Here is a 20,462-nt window from a genome sequence, read left to right as displayed (position 1 = left end):
ACATGAATCCCATGCGATCACGGCTGCGCGTCATTGGTGCGCTGTCGATCACGACGGCCCTAGCTCTTGCTGGTTGCTCGTCCAGCGACTCTAATTCTTCGCCCGCATCCAATTCTTCGGCGCCGGCCCCTGGTTCTTCGTCATCCGATGCTAGTTCAGCGCCTGCGGGCGACGCCGCCGCCCCGATCTCCGGTGGAACGCTCTCAGTCGGCCGCGGCAACCTCTTCGAGGGTTTCAACCTTGACCAAGAGACTGTCAACGCAAGTTTTCAGCTCTCCGAGGCAGTGCTTGAACCACTGATCCGCGTCAACGCCGAAGGCACGGATCTTGCGCCGGGTATTGCTTCGAAGTGGACCTTCAACGCCGACAACACCGTCCTCACCATCGACCTCACCCCAAAGGTCACCTTCAGTAATGGTGATCCCGTGACGCCAGAGGACGTTGCATTCTCCATCAAGACGTGGCAGGCCGGCCCCAGCTATGGGCCGATCTACGGCGGTATTGAGAAGACGGTCATCGTCGACGCCGACACCATTGAACTGGATTTGTCGGGCCCCGACTCCACACTCCCCAACTACCTGGCTTGGTCTAACGCCGGGATCGTTCCCAAAGACTTCGGCGGACGCACCGCCGAGGAGTTCTGGCAGGCACCCATTGGTGCTGGTCCGTTCCTCGTAGAGAGCTGGGCCTCCAGTGGAGACGTCGTGCTGACGAAGAACCCGAAATACTACAAAGCAGGACAGCCCTACCTCGACAAGGTGGTCAGCAGCTACTCCGCCGACTCCAACTCGTTATCGCTGCAGCTGAAGGCAGCCCAGATCGATGTCGCGGACGAGCTCAGCCCGGTGATCGCATTGGGGCTTGACCAGAGCCTGATCCTTCCAGTCGCCGAGCACAACACAGCAGTCCTGTTGATGAACACCAAGGACCCTGCACTGTCCGATCCCATCGTGCGGCAGGCGATCGGCTATGCGCTCGATTACCCCTCCATTCTCAAGAGCGTCTACAGCGGTTATGGCAGCGCACCGACAGGCGCACTTCCTTCCAACTTGCTGCACTGGGCACCCCCGAGTTCGCCCTACTTCTCGCGTGACGTGGAGAAAGCCAAAGCGCTGCTCGCTACTGCTGCCAACCCGCCCACCACCTTGGAGTTCCTCTTCACAGCTAACGGCGATGCTGTACTGCTGGGCCAGATTTTGGCGGATAACCTGAAGGACATCGGTATCACGGTCACTCTCACCCCGGTGGACTCCGGCCAGCGGTCGGCTAACTTGGACGACGGCAAGTACCAACTCGCCTCGTTTGCCTACAATGCGATCTCGCCCGACGTGACGGATCCGATCTCGTACGTTACGAGCACAGACGGCATGCGGACCGGATTCTCCTCTGACGTGGTCGATGCTCAATTCAAGGCCTACCAGCTCGCAAAGACCCCGGCGGAACAAGAGAAGGCTATCGGCATCGTCCAAGACGTGTACTTCAAAGAGGCGCCGTTTATTGCTCTGGCGCACCTGCGCTCCCTTGGAGCAGCCCAGCCAACGGTGAAGGGTCTGCAGCTGACGCTGTGGGGCACCTATGCGCTAGAGAATGTCTGGAAGACCAACTAGCGCGAACAGGCGGCCACTCTCATGCAATCCAATCGCTTTGGCTTCGTTGTGCGGAGGTTGGCCAGCCTGATTCCCCTTCTATTGGGGATTCTGTTGGTCGTCATGCTCTTGCTGTCGTTGACGCCCGGGGACCCGGCTCGACTCGTGGTCGGGCCCCGAGCGTCCGACGCCGAGGTGGACCGGGCTCGCGAGCAATTGGGAGTCAACCAGCCGCTGTGGACGAGGTACTTCAACTACCTCGTCTCGGCCTTGCAGGGCGACCTTGGCAAATCGTTCAAATCGGGTAGGAACGTGAGTGCCCAGATTGCCGAGCAGTTCCCCGTCACGTTGCTACTCGCAACTTCGGGGATCCTGCTGGCAATCGTCATCTCGATACCGCTCGCTGCCATCTCCGCCCGCAGTAACGGTGGCATCGGGGATCAGATCATCCGAGGATTCAACGTCCTGGGGACTGGCTTACCCACGTTCTGGCTATCCATCATGGTGATTACCTTCATCGCCCTCCCTACGGGATGGTTTCCGGTTGCGGGTATCGGCCGTACCCCGGGAGAGAATCTGCGCTCCATCGTGCTTCCGGCTGTGGTGGTGGCGATCGCCATCATGCCTCCCATGATCCGAAGTCTGCGAGCTACGATTCTCAGCCTGCAGACGACCGAGTATGTTCTGGCCGGCCGCACGCTCGGCTATTCGGGATTCGGGCTGATGCGGCACTTTGTGTTGCGGAACGCGCTGCCTCCTCTCATCACGGTCACCGCCGTACAGGCCAGCTATGCCCTGTTCGGAACTGTGATCGTTGAGGTGGCCTTCAGCCTCCCCGGCATGGGGCAGGGATTGGTAGTCGCGGCCGGCCAGCGGGACTATCCACTGGTGCAGGGCTTCACCCTCGTATTCGCGTTGGTAATCGTGCTGGTCTTCCTGATGGCAGACGTGTTGACGTCCATCATCGATCCGCGAGTGAGGATTTCCGCATGAGCGCCAGCGTTAGCGTCCCGCCGATTCCAGCCGCCACTAAGCGCGCCCCGTTCCGGCGCCCTCGCGTTGGCAAGGCGGGGCTGGTTATAGGCGGGGTCATCGTTGCTGCCTACGTGTTGCTCGCGATTTTCGCCCCGCTGATTGCTCCGTTCGACCCACTCCAACAGGATATTTCCAATGCGCTCCAAGCGCCGTCGGCCGCTCACATTTTCGGCACTGACGAGCTGGGTCGGGACTCCTTTAGTCGGGTAATTTTCGGCGCGCGGATCGACCTTCCCGTCGCCTTGATCGGCACAGTGCTGCCCTGCCTGGTCGGAACTTTCCTCGGACTGCTGTCCGGGTACTTCGGCAAATTCGTAGATGTCGTCGTGATGCGGGTCGCAGATCTACTGCAGGCTTTCCCGACATACATCCTGATGATCGTGCTGGTCTTCGCTCTGGGACCGAGCATCGGATCCCTCATCATTGCCTTCACCGCGGTCGGCTGGGTGGTCTACGCCAGGCTCACACGTGGCGAGGTTCTTCGAGTCAAGGAATCGGACTACATCACGGCAGCCACCGCGGCTGGCCTGCGCCCGATTCGAATCATGACCTTGCATATCCTGCCTAACACGGTGCGCCAAACGATCGTGTACTTCACCTCGGATCTGATTTTTGCGATCAGCGCTCTGGCGTCGTTCTCTTTTCTCGGGTTCGGGGTACAACCACCCACACCCGAGTGGGGCAACATGATCGCCGCAGGTCAGCCATATATCAACGCAGCCCCATGGCTCACTGTCGTACCTGGGCTCGTGCTAGCCACGCTTGCGTTGGCGCTCGCGCTGATCGGGGACTCGCTGCAGAAGGAGGACGGACGGTGAACGAGCCGGCAACAGGGCAACTCCTGAGCGTTGATTCACTGACCATTTCGGTGGGCCAAGACCTAGTCTTGGTCGACCGGATTTCGCTCGACGTCGCCGAGGGGGAGACGGTCGGTATCGTCGGCGAATCCGGGAGCGGAAAGAGTCTCACCCTGCGCGCCATCATGGGCATTCTCCCGTCAACTCTCCGAGTCGACGGGACGATCAACTTCTCCAGTACGGTTGACGGCTCCCAGACCGCAGCAATGGTGTTCCAGGAACCCAGTCTTGCGCTGAATCCCACACTGCGGGTCGGACGCCTCCTGCAAATGACATGGCGTAGACATCATCCAGGATGCTCCGACAAGGATGCCAGGGCAGCGGCCATCACTTTGATGTCCGACGTTGGAATAGCGCAGGCAGAATCCCGCTTCAGCGCCTGGCCCCACGAATTGTCCGGTGGAATGAAGCAGCGGATTGTGATCGCCTCGGCTCTGGCCTGCGAACCCCGACTCTTGCTGTGCGACGAGGCGACCACCGCGCTGGATGTTCGAGTCCAGGCGCAGATCCTGAAACTTCTGAGTGTGCTCGTTGAAGACCGGGGTCTCGGGATGCTCTTCGTCAGCCATGACCTGGCCGTAGTCAGCCTCGTCTGCGAACGGATCATCGTGATGAATAAGGGAACCATCCTGGAAACCGGACGTACCGCCGACGTGCTGGCGGACCCGCAACACGAATACACCCGGGCGCTGCTGGACGCGAACCTTTCTCGCCGGCTCAGCATGGTCCACAACGAGGGGGAGACGTCATGAGCCTCTTAGAAATCGACAATGTGAGCGTGCGGTTCGGGGAAAAGCCTTCGGCCTTAAGACAGCGGATGGGGCTGGCCGACACCCGCATCACGGCCGTCAGCGAAGCAAGCCTGAACATCAATGCCGGGGAATCCATTGGGGTCGTGGGGGAATCTGGATCGGGCAAAACTACCCTGATGCGGGCCGTGATTGGGCTTGTTCCGATTGACTCTGGAGAGGTCAGATTCAACGGGGTACCGCTGCACGCACGCCGCAGTATCGAACTTCGCCGCGCCATCCAAATGGTGTACCAAGACCCGGGTACTACCCTGAATCCGTCGCGGAAGGTCGGCAACGCGATCGAAGAGCTGCTGCGGGTGCACAATTTGGCGCCCTCACGCGCGGCGCGGCAACGCCGTGTTGCCGAGCTCTTCGACCGTGTGCAACTGCCCTCGTCGATGTTGCAGGCCTACCCGCGCGAACTCTCGGGCGGGCAGAAGCAGCGGATTGCCATTGCCCGTTCGCTGGCGTTGGAACCCAGCGTGTTAATCGCGGATGAGGCCACCAGCGCGTTGGACGTCATCGTTCAGGCGTCCGTTTTGGACCTGCTCGCAGAACTGCGACGTGAATCCGGAATCACCTTGATCTTCATCACGCACGACCTGACGCTTGTTCGCTACCTCTGCGAGCGCGCCATCGTCATGAACGCGGGCGTGGTCGTCGAGGGGAACACGGTCGACGAGCTGTTTGATAACCCACAGGCGCAGTACACGCGAGAACTCATCGAAGCGGTACCGAAGCTTCCACCCGTGGCAGGTCAGGTGAGCCATGGAAACTAAACGGCAGCGGCGGGCCACGGATATTGCGCGTCAGTCAATCGCTCCGTTGAGTGCTCGCGGGGTGCGTAATTCGCGATTGGCCGATATCGGCGACAGCATCGGAATGACGGGCGCGCACCTGCTGTACTACTTCGAAAGCAAAACGGCGTTATTCCTGGCGTCGCTGCAAATTGTTGAGCAAGACCTGCGCCAGAGCGCGGCAGAGGCCTTCGCCCAACGAGAAAGTGCTCACGAGCGGTGGGAATGGCTGTTGTCCGCCGCCACTCCAGAAGATCGCTACGACAGCAACCTCGCGCTGTGGCTGGAAGCGTGGACAGAGGCAGCCCATGATGAGGACGTCCGCGTGAGGGTGGAAGCTCTGGAAAGCGACTGGCACGAGCTTGTCCGAGGGGTTCTGGAGTACGGCAAGGATCGCGGCGAACTTCCAGCAGACCTCGATGTTGGCTATTTCGTGGAGGGCTTTGCCGCACTGCTGGACGGCCTTTGCCTCCGCGTCGTCGTGGGGTATCGAAATCTCAGTAAGGAGTCGGTCATCGATCTGTGTCGGGTATTTTCGCAACCATTCCTGCAATGGAGTGCGACAGGTGCGGCGCCCCTGGGTGCGAATTTGGGTGCAGGCGCGCACACACCCTCCCGAGGACAGGCATGAGCGCTGAACTGGATGCAATCTTTCTCGCCGACAAAATCCACATCACCGCCCACGGTCCCACCGTGAACGCGCTAGCAGTCCGCGACGGAAAAGTCGTGCGTATTGGCTCTCGCGAGGATGCCGCACAGTGGGAATCGGCGGCTCAAACCCATGACTTCGGGGCGGCCACGATGACGCCTGGGCTGATTGACGCACACTCGCACGCAGTCTCGGCCGGCGCGAACCGCCGAGGCGTAGACCTCTCGCGGTGCCGAAACCTCGACGAGGTCCGGCAGGCGCTGGTGGATCAGCCACAGGATGTGGACTCGGAATGGAGGTTGGGTTGGTCGCTCGACCCTAATCTGTTCGGTTCAGCCCCTCCCAGCAATGGGTTCCTGCACGGCACCGACGACCGACCCACCTACGTCAAGATGGCTGATGGCCACTCTGCAATCGCGAACTCCACCGCCCTCGCTCTTGCTGGCGTGAGCGGCCAGGAAGTCTTCACTTCCTATTCCTGCGTCGTTCTTGGCAGCGATGGCGAGCCGAACGGACTGCTGCTCGAAGACGAAGCGCTCGAGCTGATCAGAAAGCACATACCGCCGCTTTCGGCTGCCCAACAAGTAGCCTGCCTTGGCGCATTGCTGCTCGCGATGGCGAGCACTGGGCTTACGACGCTGTCGCTTTTGGACCTCAACCTGTCCTCTCTCGATACTCTCGCCGCGTTGGAGGTGGAGGGTGAGTTGCCCATGCGACTTCGCTGTTCCCCTGTCTTCGACCCGGGCGCCGATACCTCGACCGAACTCGATCGGGTAACCGACCTACAAACTCGCAGTGGCCGCCTGTGGCGGGTGGAAGGGGTCAAACTTGTTCTTGACGGCACCATCGATAACGGGACGGCCTGGCTTGAGCACCCCGACACCTGCGGGGATTCCACGCAAAGCCTGTGGCTGGACCCGGAACAGTTCCGCGTCGTTGTGCTCGAGCTCGCCAACCGCGGAATAGCCACCGCCACGCATGCCATCGGCGACGCGGCTATCCGCGAGGTAGTCAGCACGATCGCCGCGATGACGAAGGCGCAGCGCGCTCGGGCGCCGCACCGCGTGGAACACATCGAAACCATGCCGGATGATCTCGTGGAGGCCTTTGCGCGATCAGGCGCTATTGCCAGCATGCAGCCCACGCATTCGACCCTGTACGTCTGGCCCGATCATCAGGACGAGTGGAGCCGCCGCCTGGGGCCCACTCGCTCGAGAGTCAACGGCTTTCGGTTTAGGGATTTGCAGGATGCCGGTGTCACCGTCGCATTGGGGTCGGACTGGCCCGTCGCCCCCTACGACCCTCGCGGGGTCATCGCCGACGCGCAGCTTCGCCGGCCACACGATCGGGCCGACACCGGGCAGACTTTCCCCCGGCAAGCGTTGACGGCGGCTATGGCGTTGGAGGGCTACACGACATCAGCTGCGACCGCCCTTGGGTGGCAGGACCATATCGGCTCGTTGGAAGTCGGGATGGACGCCGACGTAACCGTCTTCGACTGTGATCCTCTTTCCGAGGCGGCGGAGAGTTTCGCCGCCAGCGCTGTGATCGCAACATCTATTGGTGGGCGCTTGATTTGGCACTGAGCGGGGTAATCCGGCCCAGGCTTGCGCTCTTACGCTTTCGCCGAATATCCGTCGGACGAGTCGCGCAGCGGCGCATAGCCGCGTCCGAATGCACGGACCCTGTCCTGTTGCCACAGCTGGGCGGGGACCGCACCCGCCAGCAGGATTTGTGCCAAGTTCTCTCCTCCGATCGGATTGTCGCTGCCGACAATGACCACGTTTCCCCGACGGCGACTCTTCAGCATTGACGGGTCAGCGCACATTGCGACATGGGCAAATACGGAAGATACGGTGCTTGCCTCCTTGCGGGCCAGCGTGAGGTCGGGGTGGTCGGCGCAGTTGAGAAGATACATTCCACCCGCGCGTAGCTTCTGGCGAGTGAGTTCGGTGAACTCGACTGTCGTGAGGGCGGTGGGAGTGGTGGGTCCGGCGAACACGTCGCGAATTATCACGTCGCAGGAGTCGTCGGGCAAGCTGGCCGTCACCGACCGGGCATCACCTATCCGGACGTCGAGTTGCGGGAAAGCTGGAAGCGCGAACCACGCCGTCACGAGCCGCAGTAGTTCAGCGTCGATGTCCACGGCGACATGCTGCGATCCTGGCCGGCACGCCAACAGGTAGCGGACCATGGTGCAGCCGGCGGCGCCCAGGTGCACCACGCGAAGCTCCTCCGTGGGTGCAATTGCGTCATCGATGAATGCCGCCATCCATCGCAGGTACTCAAAATCGAGCAGCCAGGGGTCGTCCAAGTCGATGTAGGAGCTCTCCATGCCGTTGATCATCAACAGGTACGCGCGCTCGCGGTCGAGATCGCGCAGTAGCTCGCAAGTGCCGGTATCGATCCGGTGGACCCCCATCGGCAGGCCAGCGCCCGGCTCGGGATTGGGCTGCGAAATAGGGCTCACCTGCGCAAGTGTGACTTGCAGGTTGTTGGATGGGCAAATTGCCGGGCGTGTGAGTCGTACCGGGGCATTCTATGAATTGGATAAATCACAAGCCTCTCGGCAGACGCGGGTATCCGGGTCCGATTAACGTGGGTAAGGCTGTTCACGGATAGCTCTGCACGTCGTCAGAGCAAAACTGATGGGTCGTGCTGTTGTTATGTTGAGAACCACCATGTGGCTTCCGCTTGTGGCGGTCGCTGCGCTGCTGCTAGCCGGATGTTCGCCGGGGGTTCAGCGGCCCCTGTTGATTCGACCACCGTCATCGTGACCGCCGGCGATCCCACCCCCGCACCGGCTTCTTCTGCAGGCTCGTCCGGGAAGGCACCTCTGTCTGGGGTGGTAACCGTTCCGCCAGCTTCTGTTGAGACCCCCGGTGCGTCTGCTAGTGCAACGGCCGTACCGGTTCCAGCGAAAACCGTGATTGCCGCCAGCGCAACGCCCGCCTTTGGCAGCACGGACATCGCCCCCAGCGCGCCCGTCACCGTGACGGTGCCGCAGGGATCCATCACCGACTTCGCGCTGACCAATCCTGACGGCAAGAAGGTGGAGGGGAAGCTGAGCGCGGACAACAGGACCTGGACCTTGGGCGAGGTGCTGGGCTACGGGAAGGTCTACACAGCGGCCGGAACAGTGACCGCCGCAGATGGCAGCACAACGCCGATTTCGGGCACCTTCACCACCGTCAGCCCGACTTCTCGGGTTTCCACTCGCATCAGCCCCGGTGATGGCGAGGTGGTGGGCGTTGCGGCGCCGGTCATTGTGAAGTTCAGCGTCAAGCCCGGGGATAGGGCTTTAGTGCAAAAGTCGTTAGTTATCACCACCACACCCGCTGTTGAAGGATCTTGGGGATGGGTGCAACACGACGATGGTCAATGGGCAGCGGATTGGCGTCCGAAGGACTACTGGCCCGCCAACACCGTTGTGCACGTCGAGGCAAACACCTATGGCGTCGACTTCGGCGGCGGCAATTGGGGTGGCGACGACCTGACGAGTGACTTCACCATTGGCCGTAACCAGGTGGTGAAAGCGGACGTCAACTCTCATGAACTTGTTGTTTATCAAGCTGGCGTGGTGGTAGCGACCTATGACGCGTCGTACGGCAAGGGCACCAACGAGGATCAGACGACCCGCTCCGGGATTCACGTTGTGTCTGAGAAGTTCCAGGACAAATTGATGAGCAATCCGAAGTATGGCTACGAAAACCTTTTGGAGCATTGGGCGGTCCGGATCAGCGCCAACGGCGAATTCATCCACGCCAACCCGAACACAGTGTCCCAACAAGGAAATACCAACGTCAGCAACGGCTGCGTGAACCTCTCGTCCGAACACGCCGAGGCGTATTTCAACAGCGCAATCTACGGAGACCCCGTCGAGGTGACGGGAACCGACGTCCCGCTCTCGGCCAAGGACGGCGACATTTTTGACTGGTCGGTTCCCTACAACGTGTGGCAATCCCTGTCAGCTAGTTAACCGGCAAGCAAGTCGCTGCTGTGGGAGGGCCTTTACCCAGTTGCCCCGGGATGAGTTCTATCCCTAATTGGTGATCAACTGTTGCCCTGCTTCGGCGACGTGGTCCAAGTCGGCCAGGTCTAAAATCTGTAAATAGACCCGTCCGACTCCTGCCTGTTCCCAGCGGCCAAGCTTGTCCACGACCTGGGCGTAGCTGCCTCCGGCACCCTCGATCCGGATCTTGTTTCCGTCACGCCCAATCGCTGCAGCTCGTCGCGAGACGTCGGCGTCGGTGGCGCCGAGACACAGGACCTGCGCCGCCGAATAGGTAATGGACTCGGGGTCTCGTCCGATTGCTTCGCAGGCAGCGCGAACCCTGTCGAATTGGGCGGTGGTCGTTTCCAAGTCTGAAAAAGCAACATTGAAGTCGGACGCGAATCGGGCGGCCAGGGCCGGAGTTCGCTTCGGTCCGTGACCACCCAGCACCAAGGGCACGGCAGGACGGCCGGAGCTGTTGCGCTGCACCGGTTTCGGGAGGCCAGGTGCGTTCTCGAGCTGGTAGTGCACGCCGTGGTGACTGTATGTTTTTCCGTCCGCGGCAGCCCATAGTCCAGTGATTACCTCGAGTTGTTCGGTGAGGACATCAAAACGTTGACCAAATGAATCACCAAACGGCAAACCGTACGCTCGGTGTTCCTCTTCGAACCACCCGCTGCCAAGCCCCAGTTCCACTCGTCCAGCAGACATTTCGTCAACATTCGCCACCGCGATTGCCAGCATCGAGGGGTGCCGGAAGGTTGCCGAGCTCACAAGAGTACCCAGCCTGATGTCGGAAACGTCGCGGGCGAGCCCAGCCAAGGTGATCCACGCATCGCTGGGACCGGGGAGGCCGTCGCCGTCGCCCATTGCCAGTACGTGGTCAGAGCGGAAGAATGCCGAAAATCCAGCCTCTTTTGTGGCGAGTGCAACGGCGAGAAGGTCTGCGTAGCTAGCGCCTTGCTGTGGTTCGGTCATAATTCTAAGGTCCATTCCATGCAGGTTACGCACTCTCGCTCCGGCCCAGTGTCGGACCGTTGCCCTATGGTGTGTTTATGAGCAAAGTCGACGCATTGCGCGCGTTGCGTGAGGCCCGCTATTCGGCTTCGCCTTCGAAATCCACCCTTTTTGACCCAGCCGGAACCGCGGGGGCAGGGTCTAAACGCCAGCCAGCCACCAAGAGCGTTGTGACCCGCAAAGCCGCCGCGGCCGCGTCCGCATCTGTCGATTCGGTCCTACCCCACGCGCCGGCGGCTGATGTGGACGAGGGTGCGGCCAGTCCCCAGCCTGGACAGTCCGCTCGGCAGGAAGGTGCTGCTCAGGCTGCAGAGGAAGCCCTTTGCGGCCACCGCAGCATGGGAAACAAGAGCTGTAGCCGTCCTTCGGGGCATCCTGAGAAGAACCACCGCTACAAGTAGTGCGGCCGCTCCTTGGCCAGTCGTTGCGGTGTGCGTGGCCGGCGTACTGGGGCGAGCAAGGTCATTTCTGTTGTCAACACGCTCGTCACGTCCGGTTTGATGGATCCGCAGCAAGGGTAGGTCGCGATTATGAACTCTTCGACATCACAGCAAGTTCTGGTTACCGGAGCCTCTGGTTTCATCGGATCACACCTGGTCACGGCTCTGGTGAAAGCTGGCCACCACGTGCGCGCCATGACGCGCAAGCCTGAGGCGTACACCGGCGACGGCGAAGCCGTCGCGGGGGATGTCAGCGACCCGGAGAGCCTGCGTGCCCCTCTCGAAGGAGTGCAGGCCGCCTATTACCTTGTGCACTCGCTGGAGTCCGACGATTTTCAGGCTAAGGACGCAGCTGCCGCGAAGGCTTTTAGCGCTGCGGCCGCTGCAGCCGGTGTCGAACAGATTATCTACTTGGGTGGCCTGGGCGATGACGACGGAACCTTGTCGGCCCATCTGGAATCTCGCCGGGAGGTGGAGCACCTGCTCGGCGCCGACGGCGTCCCAGTCACGGTGCTCCGCGCAGCTGTCGTCATCGGTCACGGTGGGATCTCGTGGGAGATGACAAGGCAGCTGGTGGATCACCTGCCCGCAATGGTGGCGCCGAAGTGGGTAAGTACCAAAACCCAGCCAATCGCCCTGCCCGATGTTATCCGTTACCTCGTCGGCGTTCTCGGCGTGACGAAGGCCAAAAATATGGTCTACGAAATCGGCGGGCCCGAAGCTATGGAATACGCGGATATGCTGCGGCGAGCGGCCAAGGTCCAAAATGGCCGGCGCTTGCCGATTCTCACCATTCCACTACTCACCCCGGGGCTTTCCTCGAAGTGGCTGGTCTTCGTGACAGATGTCGATCTCATGACAGCGCGAAACCTGATCGACTCGATGACCAGCGAGGTGATTGTCAAGGACCTTGCCATCCGCGACGTCGTGCCTGGTGAGCCCATGGGATACGAGGACTCGGTTCGACTTGCACTGGCAGATCGGGCTGCTGCGAAGAAAGCAGAGGAAAGCGGCACCGCCACAACCACCAGCAAAACTCGCTGAGGCTCCGCATATGACAACCCGAAGCGGTCCGACGTGGGTGGAGCGAGCGCGGCGGATCGTTGCGCCCGCCCTCATCGATGTAGTGGATAGAGACCATGCTCAATCCGACAGGGCCTTTCACCGCCGCCGCGTAGTCTCCGCCCTCACCCTGGTAGTGGGTGCCACTCTGCTGGGGATCTCGCTAGCGGTCCGGCCTGGCGATGCCGCTTTTTACCCGTTGGCGCTGGGTCTAGCCGCGGTGTGGGTGGTCGGCGGGTTCGCTTCCGGACCTCTGCATTTGGGCTGGATGCCCTTCCGTGGGTCGCTCCGGCGCCCGGTGATCACCCCCATCACTCTGGGCTTGGTAGCGGGCGCCATCTTCATCATCGGCGCATTGTTGGTGCGGCAGATTCCAGTGCTGCGCGATTACACCCAAGAAGTACTCGACCACGCTAAGTATGGTTCGCTGTGGCTGGTCGCAATTATTACGGTCGCCAACGGTATTGCCGAGGAGATCTTCTTCCGAGGCGCTCTGTATGCGGCCATCGGTCGCCGTTATCCAGTCAAGATTTCCGCCTTGATTTACGCGCTCACTACCTGCGCTAGCGGCAACCCCATGCTGGTATTTGCGGCTCTGCTTCTGGGCATAGTGCTTGGTCTTCAGCGAAGGGCATCTGGTGGCATTCTCGGGCCGGTTCTGACCCACATCACGTGGTCGATGGCCATGCTGTTCTTGTTGCCCCCACTTTTCAGCGGGTTCTAGGCAGTTCCACCAGTGCGCAGTAGCCCTGTGGTGATACCTGATGCTCGCTGATCATTGCAGCTAATGCTTGGCATGTGCTGACCACGAGAAGCAATACGCCCCGAAAGCGAGAAGGCCGGTGGCGATCACCATGAGTAGGCCCGGCCCATAAGGCTGTTCGCGCACAGTTCTGAGCGCGTCATCCATTCCGCCAGCTTTCTGCGCGTCGTAGCTCAGTGCGGCCCAGCCGAACAGAATCCCTATCAAGCCAAGAATCAGCCCTTTGGCGCAGAACCCGATCTGACCCATCCTGACGATGCGTTCGCTGACGCCGCCCATCAGGTCGCGGGTAAATTTCTTACTGACTCCGCGGTAGATCATCCTTCCGCCGACGACCACGACCCCAACCCCGACGGCGATTACAAGAATGCGCCCTGAGGGCGCTGAGAGAAGCCGGGCGGTGAGGGTCTCTTCGCCGTTGCCGGATGAAGAATCCCCGCTGATGGCAGTGCTCACCGCGCTCACCGCAAGGCCGGCATAAGCCACCGATTTACCCGCTGCGCCAAGGCGTTTGCGGGTACGCTTCCTGGAGCTGACCGGACCAAACCGGCCGATTGCCGCTTCAAGCGCCTGCCACACGGCCAACGCGAACAGCCCGACAGCCACCACCCATAGCAGCACCAGCCCCAAGGCCGATGTTGATAGCTCGGCAAGTGCCCCTTTTTGGGATGTTTCCCTCCCGGAAGATCCGCTGAATGCAAGCTGTGCCACTAACCATGCGAGGAGAATATGGACTACGCCGTAACTGATCAGACCTACTCTGACGAGTAATCTGAAGGATTCGCTGTCTTTGGTGGCGCGGCCGCCCTCTGTGGCCTTGCGCCCGGCTTGTTTCGCGCCGGCTCTGGCTGCTGCTGCTGCCCCTGGTAATCGTGGCATCAAGCTCCTTCACTCGATCTGCGGGTGCGGCCCTCGGTTGCGCGGGGCTGTGCACCTGAGGCTATTACTCAGCAACGAGGAAGCGCCCGCCGAGGCCGGACTGCCGCAACTTTCTTCGTTCACTCAGCATCGTCACGGTGGCGCCCTGCGGACCACTGGGCAAGGGAAGGCCACGTCTGGGCAGTGCCGAACCAGCTCGCTTCGATACTGGCCGCCGCGCGGAATCAAGGGATGCCATCGAGGTTTTTTCTGCCGAAGATGGCGCCCCGGGGCCGGCAGGTCTAGTCAGGCCATCGATCTCGATCAATGGAGCACGGTGGTTCGCGCACAAGGGAATACGGCGGTGCACCTGGAGGAACGCGAAGGAGCACAACACCACGTCGATGCTCAGGTGACAGATGGCACATGCCAACGGCCTTCGCTGGGCTGGGGTCTGCTGGAATGCAGCAGCCCATTGCGGCCGGTGCGCCATGCTCGCCCCTGGTGCAGGGCTGGTTACTGGAGCAACTGTTAGCAGGAGGTGTCGCGGGTTCTCAGGCATGGACGAAGTGTGGCAAACGCCACCGACAGTCAGGGGTTCGTCCCCCGGGCTTCCGGAGAACGAGGAGTTCCCGCGCCGCTAGAAACGGGTGGAACACATTTGCCTCCAAATACGTTGGACCAGCTGCCGCGGCAAATTCTGCGGTTGCTAGTCCACAAGTTGCGATAGCGCTGTTGCGCTGCGAAGTCGCTAGGAAAGAGGAAACATGCCTACACGTACCGCGAGAACAGCTTGGAACGGATCGCTTGAAACAGGGGAAGGCCAGGTTGAACTGACCAGTTCTCAAGCAGGAACGTTTGACGTGTCATTTCCGAAGCGAGCGGCAGATAACGCCGGTGGCACCACCAGCCCCGAGGAGCTCATCGCGGCCGCCCATTCCTCCTGCTACGCGATGCAGTTGTCGGCGCTGATCGCCGAAGCTGGCGGCACCCCGGTGTCGCTCGAAGTGACTGCCGATGTCAGCCTCGGGGCAGACAATCCTGGTTTCAAGCTCACCGGGATCGCCTTGACAGTCCGCGGCGAAGTTGAAGGTATGGACGCAGAGGGCTTCGCCAAGGCTGCGGAGCTGGCTAAGCAGAGCTGCCCGATCAGCAAAGCCTTGACCGGCGTCGAGATCACGTTGTCGGCATCCCTTTCTTCCTAACCCAGGACCGCCACCTAGGGTCGCCCGGTGGGCCCGCACGCCTGTGCGGCACCCCACTCGGGCGACGCGGCGCCGAGTTGTCGCGGGTTTACTCCGCCGGAGGTTAAACTTTCCCGTGGGGCGGTAGCTCAGTTGGTCAGAGCAGCAGACTCATAACCTGCCAGGTCGTCGGTTCGAGCCCGACTCGCCCCACCATAGCGTCACCGTTTTTTGGTGCTCGCTTCAGATTTTTTCCCCCACACCCGTTACTGCGAAGCAGCTTTCGCCCGTTGCTGCGGACATTGTTTCCTAGCGACACGGGCGGCTATCGGTCTGAGAAGGCAGGGTCGGCGGGACTGGCGGGGCTAAGCTCCTTGCAGTCCATCCGGCGTCAACAGATGCCGAATGAGCGCTCACACTGCTTGCCTTGGGAGTCCCGATCAGCATCCGCCCGCCCGCCCGTGCGCCTCGCGGTTACGCCCCCGCACTTGACGGTGTTCGGGCCGTCGGGGTGCTTGCGGTCATCCTGTACCACGCGGGGGTTTCCTGGTTGCCCGGCGGATTTCTCGGCGTCGACGTCTTTTTTGTGATGTCCGGATACCTGGTCACTGCGCTGATGCAACGCGAGCGCGATCGCACTGGACGCATCCGGTTCACCCAATTCTGGATTCGTAGAGCTCGCAGGCTCGTTCCCGCGCTCGCACTGATGTTGGTGGTGGTGTGTGCAGCGGCGGTGGCTCTGGAAAATGACTTGAATGCGGGCCTTCGACGTCAAGTGCTGGGAGCGGCGACGTACTCCAGCAACTGGATACAGATAGGCGCCGGAGAATCGTATGTCGATCGCTCTTCTCCGGCCTTGTTTACCCATCTTTGGTCCTTGGCAGTGGAGGAACAGTTTTACCTGATTTGGCCTTTGGTCGTGGCTGGTCTGCTCGGACTGTTGCATCGACGACGCCCGCGCGTTGCGGTGGTTCTGGCACTGGGACTCGCCTCTGCAATTGCGATGGCTGTACTTTTCCGAAGCGGCCAGGACCCGACCAGGGTCTATGCCGGCACCGACACGCACGGCATCAGCTTGATGCTCGGAGCTGGCCTGGCGCTTGCGCGGCAAACATCTCTGGTTGATCCGATCCGGCTGGCTGGCCGCCTCAAAATCACGCCTGGTCAGTGGCTGCTGGGGCCCGTCTGCCTCGCAGTGCTGCTAGGTGCGATGTTGACGCTCACCGATACGTCCGCAGTGACCTACCAGGGTGGTCTGGCTGTCGCCGCGTTAGCCGCAACTGGACTGGTGGCAGTGGCCGCCCGCGGCGTCGGCCCCCTCAACTCGCTCCTGAAAGTGCCGCCGATGCGGTGGCTAGGAACGCGCTCGTACTCGCTCTACCTGTGGCATTGGCCGCTATTGGTCATCGCCGATAGGGTGCTTCCCTATCAGTGGCCGCGAGCCGTGTCGGCAACGATCGCGATTTGTGTGAGTGTGCTTTTGACCGAGTTTTCCTGGCGTGTGGTGGAAGACCCCATCAGGCGGTTCGGATTCGTCGGATATTGCCGCCGGATTCGAACTCAGCTCTTCGGCGGCGGCCATACCCCACGTAGTAAACAGCGCCTAGCCTGGGGGATCTCTGCGGTGATGGGCGTGGCAGCGCTCACGGCAGCGTGTGGGGTCGTCATCGCTCCCACCAAGACCTCGCTCGAATTGCAGATCGAAGAGGGCGAAGCTGCTGTAGCTCACGCCAAGCTCGCAACAATTTCGCGCGTTCCTTCGCCGTTACCCGCGCCCGGTTTCGGCGTTTCGGAGCCCGTGGGCCCCCGCACGGAGCAAACGCCGGGCCCATCACCGACCTTGGACCCGCCGACCGAGGGGCAACGCGGAGTTGGCCAGCCTTCGCCGGCCCCGACCTCGGCGTTACCCCCATTCCAGCCACAATCCCCGCCATCAGCTGTTGAACCCGCAAGCAGTGAACCCGCAAGCAGTGAACCCGCAAGCAGTGAACCCGCAAGCTCGAACGCTGCCCCCGCCACCCCTGAACCCGCCCCTGCGTCGGCCCCTGAACTCGCAGTCGCGCCCGTTGAGCCGCCGCAGACGGTCACCGGTGACCAGGTCACTGCAATCGGTGATTCAGTCATGCTCGGCTCTGCTCCCCAGTTGCTAGCCGCGTTGCCAGGCATCGATGTGGACGCCATCGTCAGCAGACAGATCTGGGAGCTGGCACCCCTCCTCGTAGCCCGTAACGCGGATGGAACCCTGCGCCCTTATGTAGTTATCGGGCTGGGCACCAATGGAGGAGCCAGCGCCGGGGCTATCTCCGCTGCGCTGGAGCAGGCAGGCCCAGATCGCATCGTTGTCCTCGTGAACACCTTCGAGGATAGGGAGTGGCAGGACGAGGTCAACGCGAGCCTCGCGGAGGCAGTAGCGGCGCGACCGCACACCTGCCTCGCCGACTGGCATTCGGTGATCGATTCACACAGGGGGTTGTTGGGTCCGGATGGGGTGCATCCGAAGGAGGCAGGACGCCAGATGTACGCCGATCTGGTTGCCAGCGCGGTTTCTTCCTGCCGCTGAGGCCGCATGCCCAGCGGAAATTTCTTCGCCGATACACCGCTGAGTGGATAGCTGAGAGGGCAACGTCACCTCTGACGTCCGAGAGCGGCCAGAGCGCAATTGCGCTGTGGACTGGCGCACCAGTGGTCACTCGGTGCACAATAGGACCAGCAGTAACAATGTGTATCCAGCTTGATCCGCTGCCACCTGCGTTGGGGAAGACGACAGAGTGGAATCGGAGGCAATGATGGGTACGCGTGGTGTTATTTACGTGCATTCGGCGTTGCCGGCGATTTGTCCGCATGTCGAATGGGCTATATCTGGTGTTTTAGGGGTGCGGGTATCGCTGTCGTGGACAGCGCAGCCCGCAGCCCCCGGTCAACTGCGTGCAGAAGCAACGTGGGTGGGGGAGCGGGGTACGGGAGCCAAGTTGGCAGCCGCCTTGCGGTCGTGGGCCATGTTGCGGTTCGAGGTCACCGAAGATCCGAGTGTGGGGCAAGACGGCGAGCGCATCTGTCATCTCCCCGGACGAGGAATTTGGCGAGCGAAGACGTCTGCCAACGGTGACGTGTTGATCGGTGAAGACCAGATCCGATCGCTGATGGTGCAGCATCCGAGTGCCGAGTCGTTGCGGCACGCGCTCGAAGTAGCCCTAGGCACCGATATCGACGGTGAATTGGAGAACTTCCGCAGCGCTGGCGAGGGTTCTGCCGTGACATGGCTGCACCAGGTCGGGTAGACCTACCTGAACACGCCGGGCTAACTGGGCCAGCGGCGCTACCTTGCGCGGCATCGGTCCCGAGCGGACGCGGAGGAGAAGGAAGGTATTCGTGCCGCGATTGAGCCGCGCTGGCTTACCACCGGAAAAGCGTAGAACCACCACGTTGGTAATCGTTCTCGCGGGCATCGTCGTGGCGGGAGTCCTTGGCAGCGTGCTGGTGGGCGGCTTGCTCCGAGAGTCCCCAGTGCCCCCTACGTCTCTGCGAGGTTCCGGTACCCCGGCGACGTCCCCCACAGGATCTATCGACGTCGTGGTGTCGGAAGCAGCCGCACAGAATGCGAATGCGACCCAAGTGCAGAAGCTTTTCGCCACCTACTTCTCCGCGATCAATGGGCGCGATTACGAGCGCTACGTCGCCGCCGTGAGCCAACCACTGGCGAAAGCCCAGTTCGATACGAACTACGCGACTTCGGTCGACACGGACGGCATGGTGAGACAGATCCACACGGACGAGGCTGGGAAACTTCAGGTACTAGTTTCGTTCGTGTCCACTCAATCTGTTGACTCGGCGCCCCCGGAGTTACCGGTGAAATGCATTGCCTGGACGGTGGAATGGGGCATGGACGGTGAACCAGGGGCACTCCTGATCGGAACCCCCGTTCAATCGTCGACTCAGATGGAAGAATGCTCGTAGTGACCCTTTTTACTCGTTTTCGACAGGCGCTGGTTGCTGTTTCTCTGGCGGCCCTAGCAGCATGCGGCCAGACGGTGCCCCCGGACACCGTCACTGCCACAGCCGCGCTGCCAAGCCTGACGGCAAGCGCACCCCCGAGAGCAAGTGCGCCGCCAATTCTCACCACCCCCTCCTCCCCGCAAACTCCGGAGCAGCCCGCCGAATCCAGTTCATCCGATTCCAGTTCATCCCAGACCGGTTCATCCCAGACCGGTGCCGAACCACCGGCGCCGAGCGCAGCTTCAGGCGTGCGCCCCTGGGGTGTGGTGACCCAGGCCGACATCGACCTTGCGGCGTCCGCGGTTGCGGCGATGGCCCCGGATCAGAAGGCTGGCGCGGTGATTATGGCGAGTTCTGCCGATGTGGTGGGCAAGAATACTGTTGCGGATTTAGGTCTGGGCGGCGTGATCATGATGGGTAGTAAGGGCATTGTCGATGGCACGGATTCTGGCTCGCCGGCCGAAGTGGCTTCGGTGATTGACGCAGCCGCCTCCCAGGTAGCAGACCCAGCCTTTCCGTTGCTTGTGGGAATCGACCAGGAATACGGCGACGTCACCCGACTGCGGTACGGGTTCACGAAATTGCCGGGCGCCTCTGAGCTGGGGGCGATCAGGGATCTGCCAGTCGCCGCGCGGGTCACCGAACAAGTGGCGGCGATCGCCGGGGCTGAGATGGCTGCAGTAGGCGTCAATATCGACTTCGCTCCTGTTTCCGATGTGTTGCCCCAATCAGGATCGTCTTCGATCGGTGATCGTTCCTACGGCAGAGATCCAGCACGCGTAGCGGCACTCGTGGTTGCTGCGGTGCGCGGGTTTCAAAGTGCTGGTGTGGCGGCAACTTTGAAACATTTCCCCGGTATCGGGGAGTTGGCTGCCGATACACATGACACTTTGCCGACGGTCGAGGCCACCTGCGCGCAATGGAACGCGGAGGCATCCGTCCCGATTCGCGCTGGCATTGACGCCGGAGTCAGCTTGGTCATGACCGGTCATACCCGCTTCCCCGCGATCGGCGTTAATGGTGAACCGACGAGCATTTCACCTATTGCGCTGACGGACTTGTTGCGGGGCAACACAAGTACACAGACTTTGGGTGGTTGCGAGCCCCTGAATTTCACAGGGCTGACGATTAGTGACTCGCTGCAGATGGTGCCTATTTCCGGGACCTACTCACCCGGCGATGCGGCCTGGCGTGCGCTGGCAGCAGGTGAGGATATGTTGCTGATGCCCTCCGATCCGCGTGCGGCAGTGGCAGGAATTGTGGCAGCGGTGGCGGATGGCTCGCTCGCGTCGAGCAGATTGGATGAGGCGGCAATCCGCGTGTTGGCGCTGCGATCGGCGCTCCACCGCACACCGCGTCCCTCCATGGACGTCATCGATTCGGTCGGCCACAACAAGGTCGCGCAGGCGGCTTGGGACACCATTGGCTAAGACGTC

The 20,462-nt window shown here is 61.6% G+C and carries 19 protein-coding genes and 1 tRNA gene; 17 read left to right on the top strand and 3 right to left on the bottom strand.

The genetic code is table 11. The features are described 5' to 3' along the window. Positions 1-2: 2 nt before the first annotated feature. The 7 genes from EH165_RS08710 to EH165_RS08680 are packed head-to-tail and all read left to right on the top strand — an operon-like array spanning position 3 to position 7,301. Positions 3-1,607 carry an ABC transporter substrate-binding protein gene (locus EH165_RS08710; protein ID WP_124799115.1) on the top strand — a complete coding sequence of 535 codons (1,605 nt, stop codon included), beginning with the start codon at positions 3-5 and terminating at the stop codon, positions 1,605-1,607. A 21-nt stretch (positions 1,608-1,628) separates the two neighbouring features. Then, complete coding sequence (locus EH165_RS08705) at positions 1,629-2,579, top strand: ABC transporter permease (protein ID WP_124799114.1); 951 nt, start codon at positions 1,629-1,631, stop codon at positions 2,577-2,579. Continuing rightward, complete coding sequence (locus tag EH165_RS08700) at positions 2,576-3,439, top strand: ABC transporter permease (protein ID WP_124799113.1); 864 nt, start codon at positions 2,576-2,578, stop codon at positions 3,437-3,439. The genes EH165_RS08705 and EH165_RS08700 overlap by 4 nt, the downstream gene beginning before the upstream one ends. Next, a complete protein-coding gene (locus EH165_RS08695) occupies positions 3,436-4,230 on the top strand; it encodes an ABC transporter ATP-binding protein (protein ID WP_206425871.1) in 795 nt (264 codons plus the stop codon). Before EH165_RS08700 ends, EH165_RS08695 begins: the two co-directional genes overlap by 4 nt. Continuing rightward, positions 4,227-5,048, top strand: coding sequence for an ABC transporter ATP-binding protein (locus EH165_RS08690; RefSeq protein WP_124799111.1), 822 nt, complete (start codon positions 4,227-4,229; stop codon positions 5,046-5,048). Before EH165_RS08695 ends, EH165_RS08690 begins: the two co-directional genes overlap by 4 nt. Further along, the gene (locus EH165_RS08685) at positions 5,038-5,697 is read left to right on the top strand and encodes a TetR/AcrR family transcriptional regulator (RefSeq protein WP_124799110.1); all 660 of its coding nucleotides are present in this window, start codon (positions 5,038-5,040) and stop codon (positions 5,695-5,697) included. Before EH165_RS08690 ends, EH165_RS08685 begins: the two co-directional genes overlap by 11 nt. Next, positions 5,694-7,301, top strand: a complete 1,608-nt coding sequence (locus tag EH165_RS08680; RefSeq protein ID WP_164479166.1) for an amidohydrolase — start codon at positions 5,694-5,696, stop codon at positions 7,299-7,301. The genes EH165_RS08685 and EH165_RS08680 overlap by 4 nt, the downstream gene beginning before the upstream one ends. 29 nt (positions 7,302-7,330) lie before the next feature. On the opposite strand, the gene EH165_RS08675 is transcribed toward EH165_RS08680, so the two are convergent. Then, on the bottom strand, positions 7,331-8,185 hold the full coding sequence (locus tag EH165_RS08675) for a spermidine synthase (protein WP_206425870.1): 855 nt from the start codon (positions 8,183-8,185) through the stop codon (positions 7,331-7,333). Between the two features lie 213 nt (positions 8,186-8,398). On the opposite strand from EH165_RS08675, the gene EH165_RS08670 reads away from it, so the two are divergent. Beyond that, positions 8,399-9,694, top strand: a complete 1,296-nt coding sequence (locus EH165_RS08670; RefSeq protein ID WP_164479165.1) for a L,D-transpeptidase — start codon at positions 8,399-8,401, stop codon at positions 9,692-9,694. 63 nt (positions 9,695-9,757) lie between these two features. Here the strand turns inward: EH165_RS08670 and EH165_RS08665 are convergent, their stop codons facing one another. Continuing rightward, on the bottom strand, positions 9,758-10,702 hold the full coding sequence (locus EH165_RS08665) for an LLM class F420-dependent oxidoreductase (protein WP_124799107.1): 945 nt from the start codon (positions 10,700-10,702) through the stop codon (positions 9,758-9,760). Between the two features lie 62 nt (positions 10,703-10,764). Between EH165_RS08665 and EH165_RS08660 the strand changes: the two genes are divergently transcribed. The 3 genes from EH165_RS08660 (at position 10,765) to EH165_RS08650 (ending at position 12,952) form a co-directional block, all read left to right on the top strand. After that, entirely contained in the window at positions 10,765-11,127 is a 363-nt protein-coding gene (locus tag EH165_RS08660; RefSeq protein ID WP_124799106.1) for a hypothetical protein, read from the top strand. A gap of 129 nt (positions 11,128-11,256) precedes the next feature. After that, on the top strand, positions 11,257-12,210 hold the full coding sequence (locus tag EH165_RS08655) for an NAD(P)H-binding protein (RefSeq protein ID WP_124799105.1): 954 nt from the start codon (positions 11,257-11,259) through the stop codon (positions 12,208-12,210). 10 nt (positions 12,211-12,220) lie between these two features. Further along, positions 12,221-12,952, top strand: coding sequence for a CPBP family intramembrane glutamic endopeptidase (locus EH165_RS08650; protein WP_124799104.1), 732 nt, complete (start codon positions 12,221-12,223; stop codon positions 12,950-12,952). 60 nt (positions 12,953-13,012) lie between these two features. Here EH165_RS08650 and EH165_RS08645 read toward each other — a convergent pair whose 3' ends face one another. Beyond that, positions 13,013-13,870 (bottom strand): DUF1206 domain-containing protein, encoded by an 858-nt coding sequence (locus EH165_RS08645; RefSeq protein WP_124799103.1) that lies wholly within the window; start codon positions 13,868-13,870, stop codon positions 13,013-13,015. 746 nt (positions 13,871-14,616) lie between these two features. Between EH165_RS08645 and EH165_RS08640 the strand changes: the two genes are divergently transcribed. From EH165_RS08640 to EH165_RS08615, 6 genes are all read left to right on the top strand, one after another. Beyond that, positions 14,617-15,054: an OsmC family peroxiredoxin gene (locus EH165_RS08640; RefSeq protein WP_124799102.1), complete on the top strand. Its 438-nt coding sequence runs from the start codon at positions 14,617-14,619 to the stop codon at positions 15,052-15,054. A gap of 117 nt (positions 15,055-15,171) precedes the next feature. Beyond that, positions 15,172-15,249: transfer RNA gene (locus EH165_RS08635), tRNA-Ile, on the top strand. Between the two features lie 211 nt (positions 15,250-15,460). After that, on the top strand, positions 15,461-17,593 hold the full coding sequence (locus EH165_RS08630; protein WP_164479164.1) for an acyltransferase family protein: 2,133 nt from the start codon (positions 15,461-15,463) through the stop codon (positions 17,591-17,593). Positions 17,594-17,819: 226 nt separating this feature from the next. Further along, complete coding sequence (locus EH165_RS08625; RefSeq protein ID WP_124800414.1) at positions 17,820-18,311, top strand: DUF3145 family protein; 492 nt, start codon at positions 17,820-17,822, stop codon at positions 18,309-18,311. 91 nt (positions 18,312-18,402) lie between these two features. Beyond that, on the top strand, positions 18,403-18,987 hold the full coding sequence (locus tag EH165_RS08620; RefSeq protein ID WP_124799100.1) for a hypothetical protein: 585 nt from the start codon (positions 18,403-18,405) through the stop codon (positions 18,985-18,987). Then, positions 18,987-20,456, top strand: a complete 1,470-nt coding sequence (locus tag EH165_RS08615; protein ID WP_124799099.1) for a glycoside hydrolase family 3 N-terminal domain-containing protein — start codon at positions 18,987-18,989, stop codon at positions 20,454-20,456. Before EH165_RS08620 ends, EH165_RS08615 begins: the two co-directional genes overlap by 1 nt. Positions 20,457-20,462 lie beyond the last annotated feature (6 nt).

It is taken from the genome of Nakamurella antarctica (assembly GCF_003860405.1).
GTDB classification, from domain to species: Bacteria; Actinomycetota; Actinomycetes; order Mycobacteriales; family Nakamurellaceae; genus Nakamurella; species Nakamurella antarctica.
Note: the sequence above shows the minus strand (reverse complement) of the source record. Positions and strands in the feature narration are given on the sequence as shown.

What these genes read in the sequence shown, in the direction of transcription:
- EH165_RS08710 (WP_124799115.1), top strand. Translation starts at nt 3, where the DNA reads ATGAATCCCATGCGATCACGGCTGCGCGTCATTGGTGCGCTGTCGATC.
- EH165_RS08705 (WP_124799114.1), top strand. Translation starts at nt 1,629, where the DNA reads ATGCAATCCAATCGCTTTGGCTTCGTTGTGCGGAGGTTGGCCAGCCTG.
- EH165_RS08700 (WP_124799113.1), top strand. Translation starts at nt 2,576, where the DNA reads ATGAGCGCCAGCGTTAGCGTCCCGCCGATTCCAGCCGCCACTAAGCGC.
- EH165_RS08690 (WP_124799111.1), top strand. Translation starts at nt 4,227, where the DNA reads ATGAGCCTCTTAGAAATCGACAATGTGAGCGTGCGGTTCGGGGAAAAG.
- EH165_RS08685 (WP_124799110.1), top strand. Translation starts at nt 5,038, where the DNA reads ATGGAAACTAAACGGCAGCGGCGGGCCACGGATATTGCGCGTCAGTCA.
- EH165_RS08680 (WP_164479166.1), top strand. Translation starts at nt 5,694, where the DNA reads ATGAGCGCTGAACTGGATGCAATCTTTCTCGCCGACAAAATCCACATC.
- EH165_RS08665 (WP_124799107.1), bottom strand. Translation starts at nt 10,702, where the DNA reads ATGGACCTTAGAATTATGACCGAACCACAGCAAGGCGCTAGCTACGCA.
- EH165_RS08660 (WP_124799106.1), top strand. Translation starts at nt 10,765, where the DNA reads ATGAGCAAAGTCGACGCATTGCGCGCGTTGCGTGAGGCCCGCTATTCG.
- EH165_RS08655 (WP_124799105.1), top strand. Translation starts at nt 11,257, where the DNA reads ATGAACTCTTCGACATCACAGCAAGTTCTGGTTACCGGAGCCTCTGGT.
- EH165_RS08650 (WP_124799104.1), top strand. Translation starts at nt 12,221, where the DNA reads ATGACAACCCGAAGCGGTCCGACGTGGGTGGAGCGAGCGCGGCGGATC.
- EH165_RS08645 (WP_124799103.1), bottom strand. Translation starts at nt 13,870, where the DNA reads ATGCCACGATTACCAGGGGCAGCAGCAGCAGCCAGAGCCGGCGCGAAA.
- EH165_RS08640 (WP_124799102.1), top strand. Translation starts at nt 14,617, where the DNA reads ATGCCTACACGTACCGCGAGAACAGCTTGGAACGGATCGCTTGAAACA.
- EH165_RS08625 (WP_124800414.1), top strand. Translation starts at nt 17,820, where the DNA reads ATGGGTACGCGTGGTGTTATTTACGTGCATTCGGCGTTGCCGGCGATT.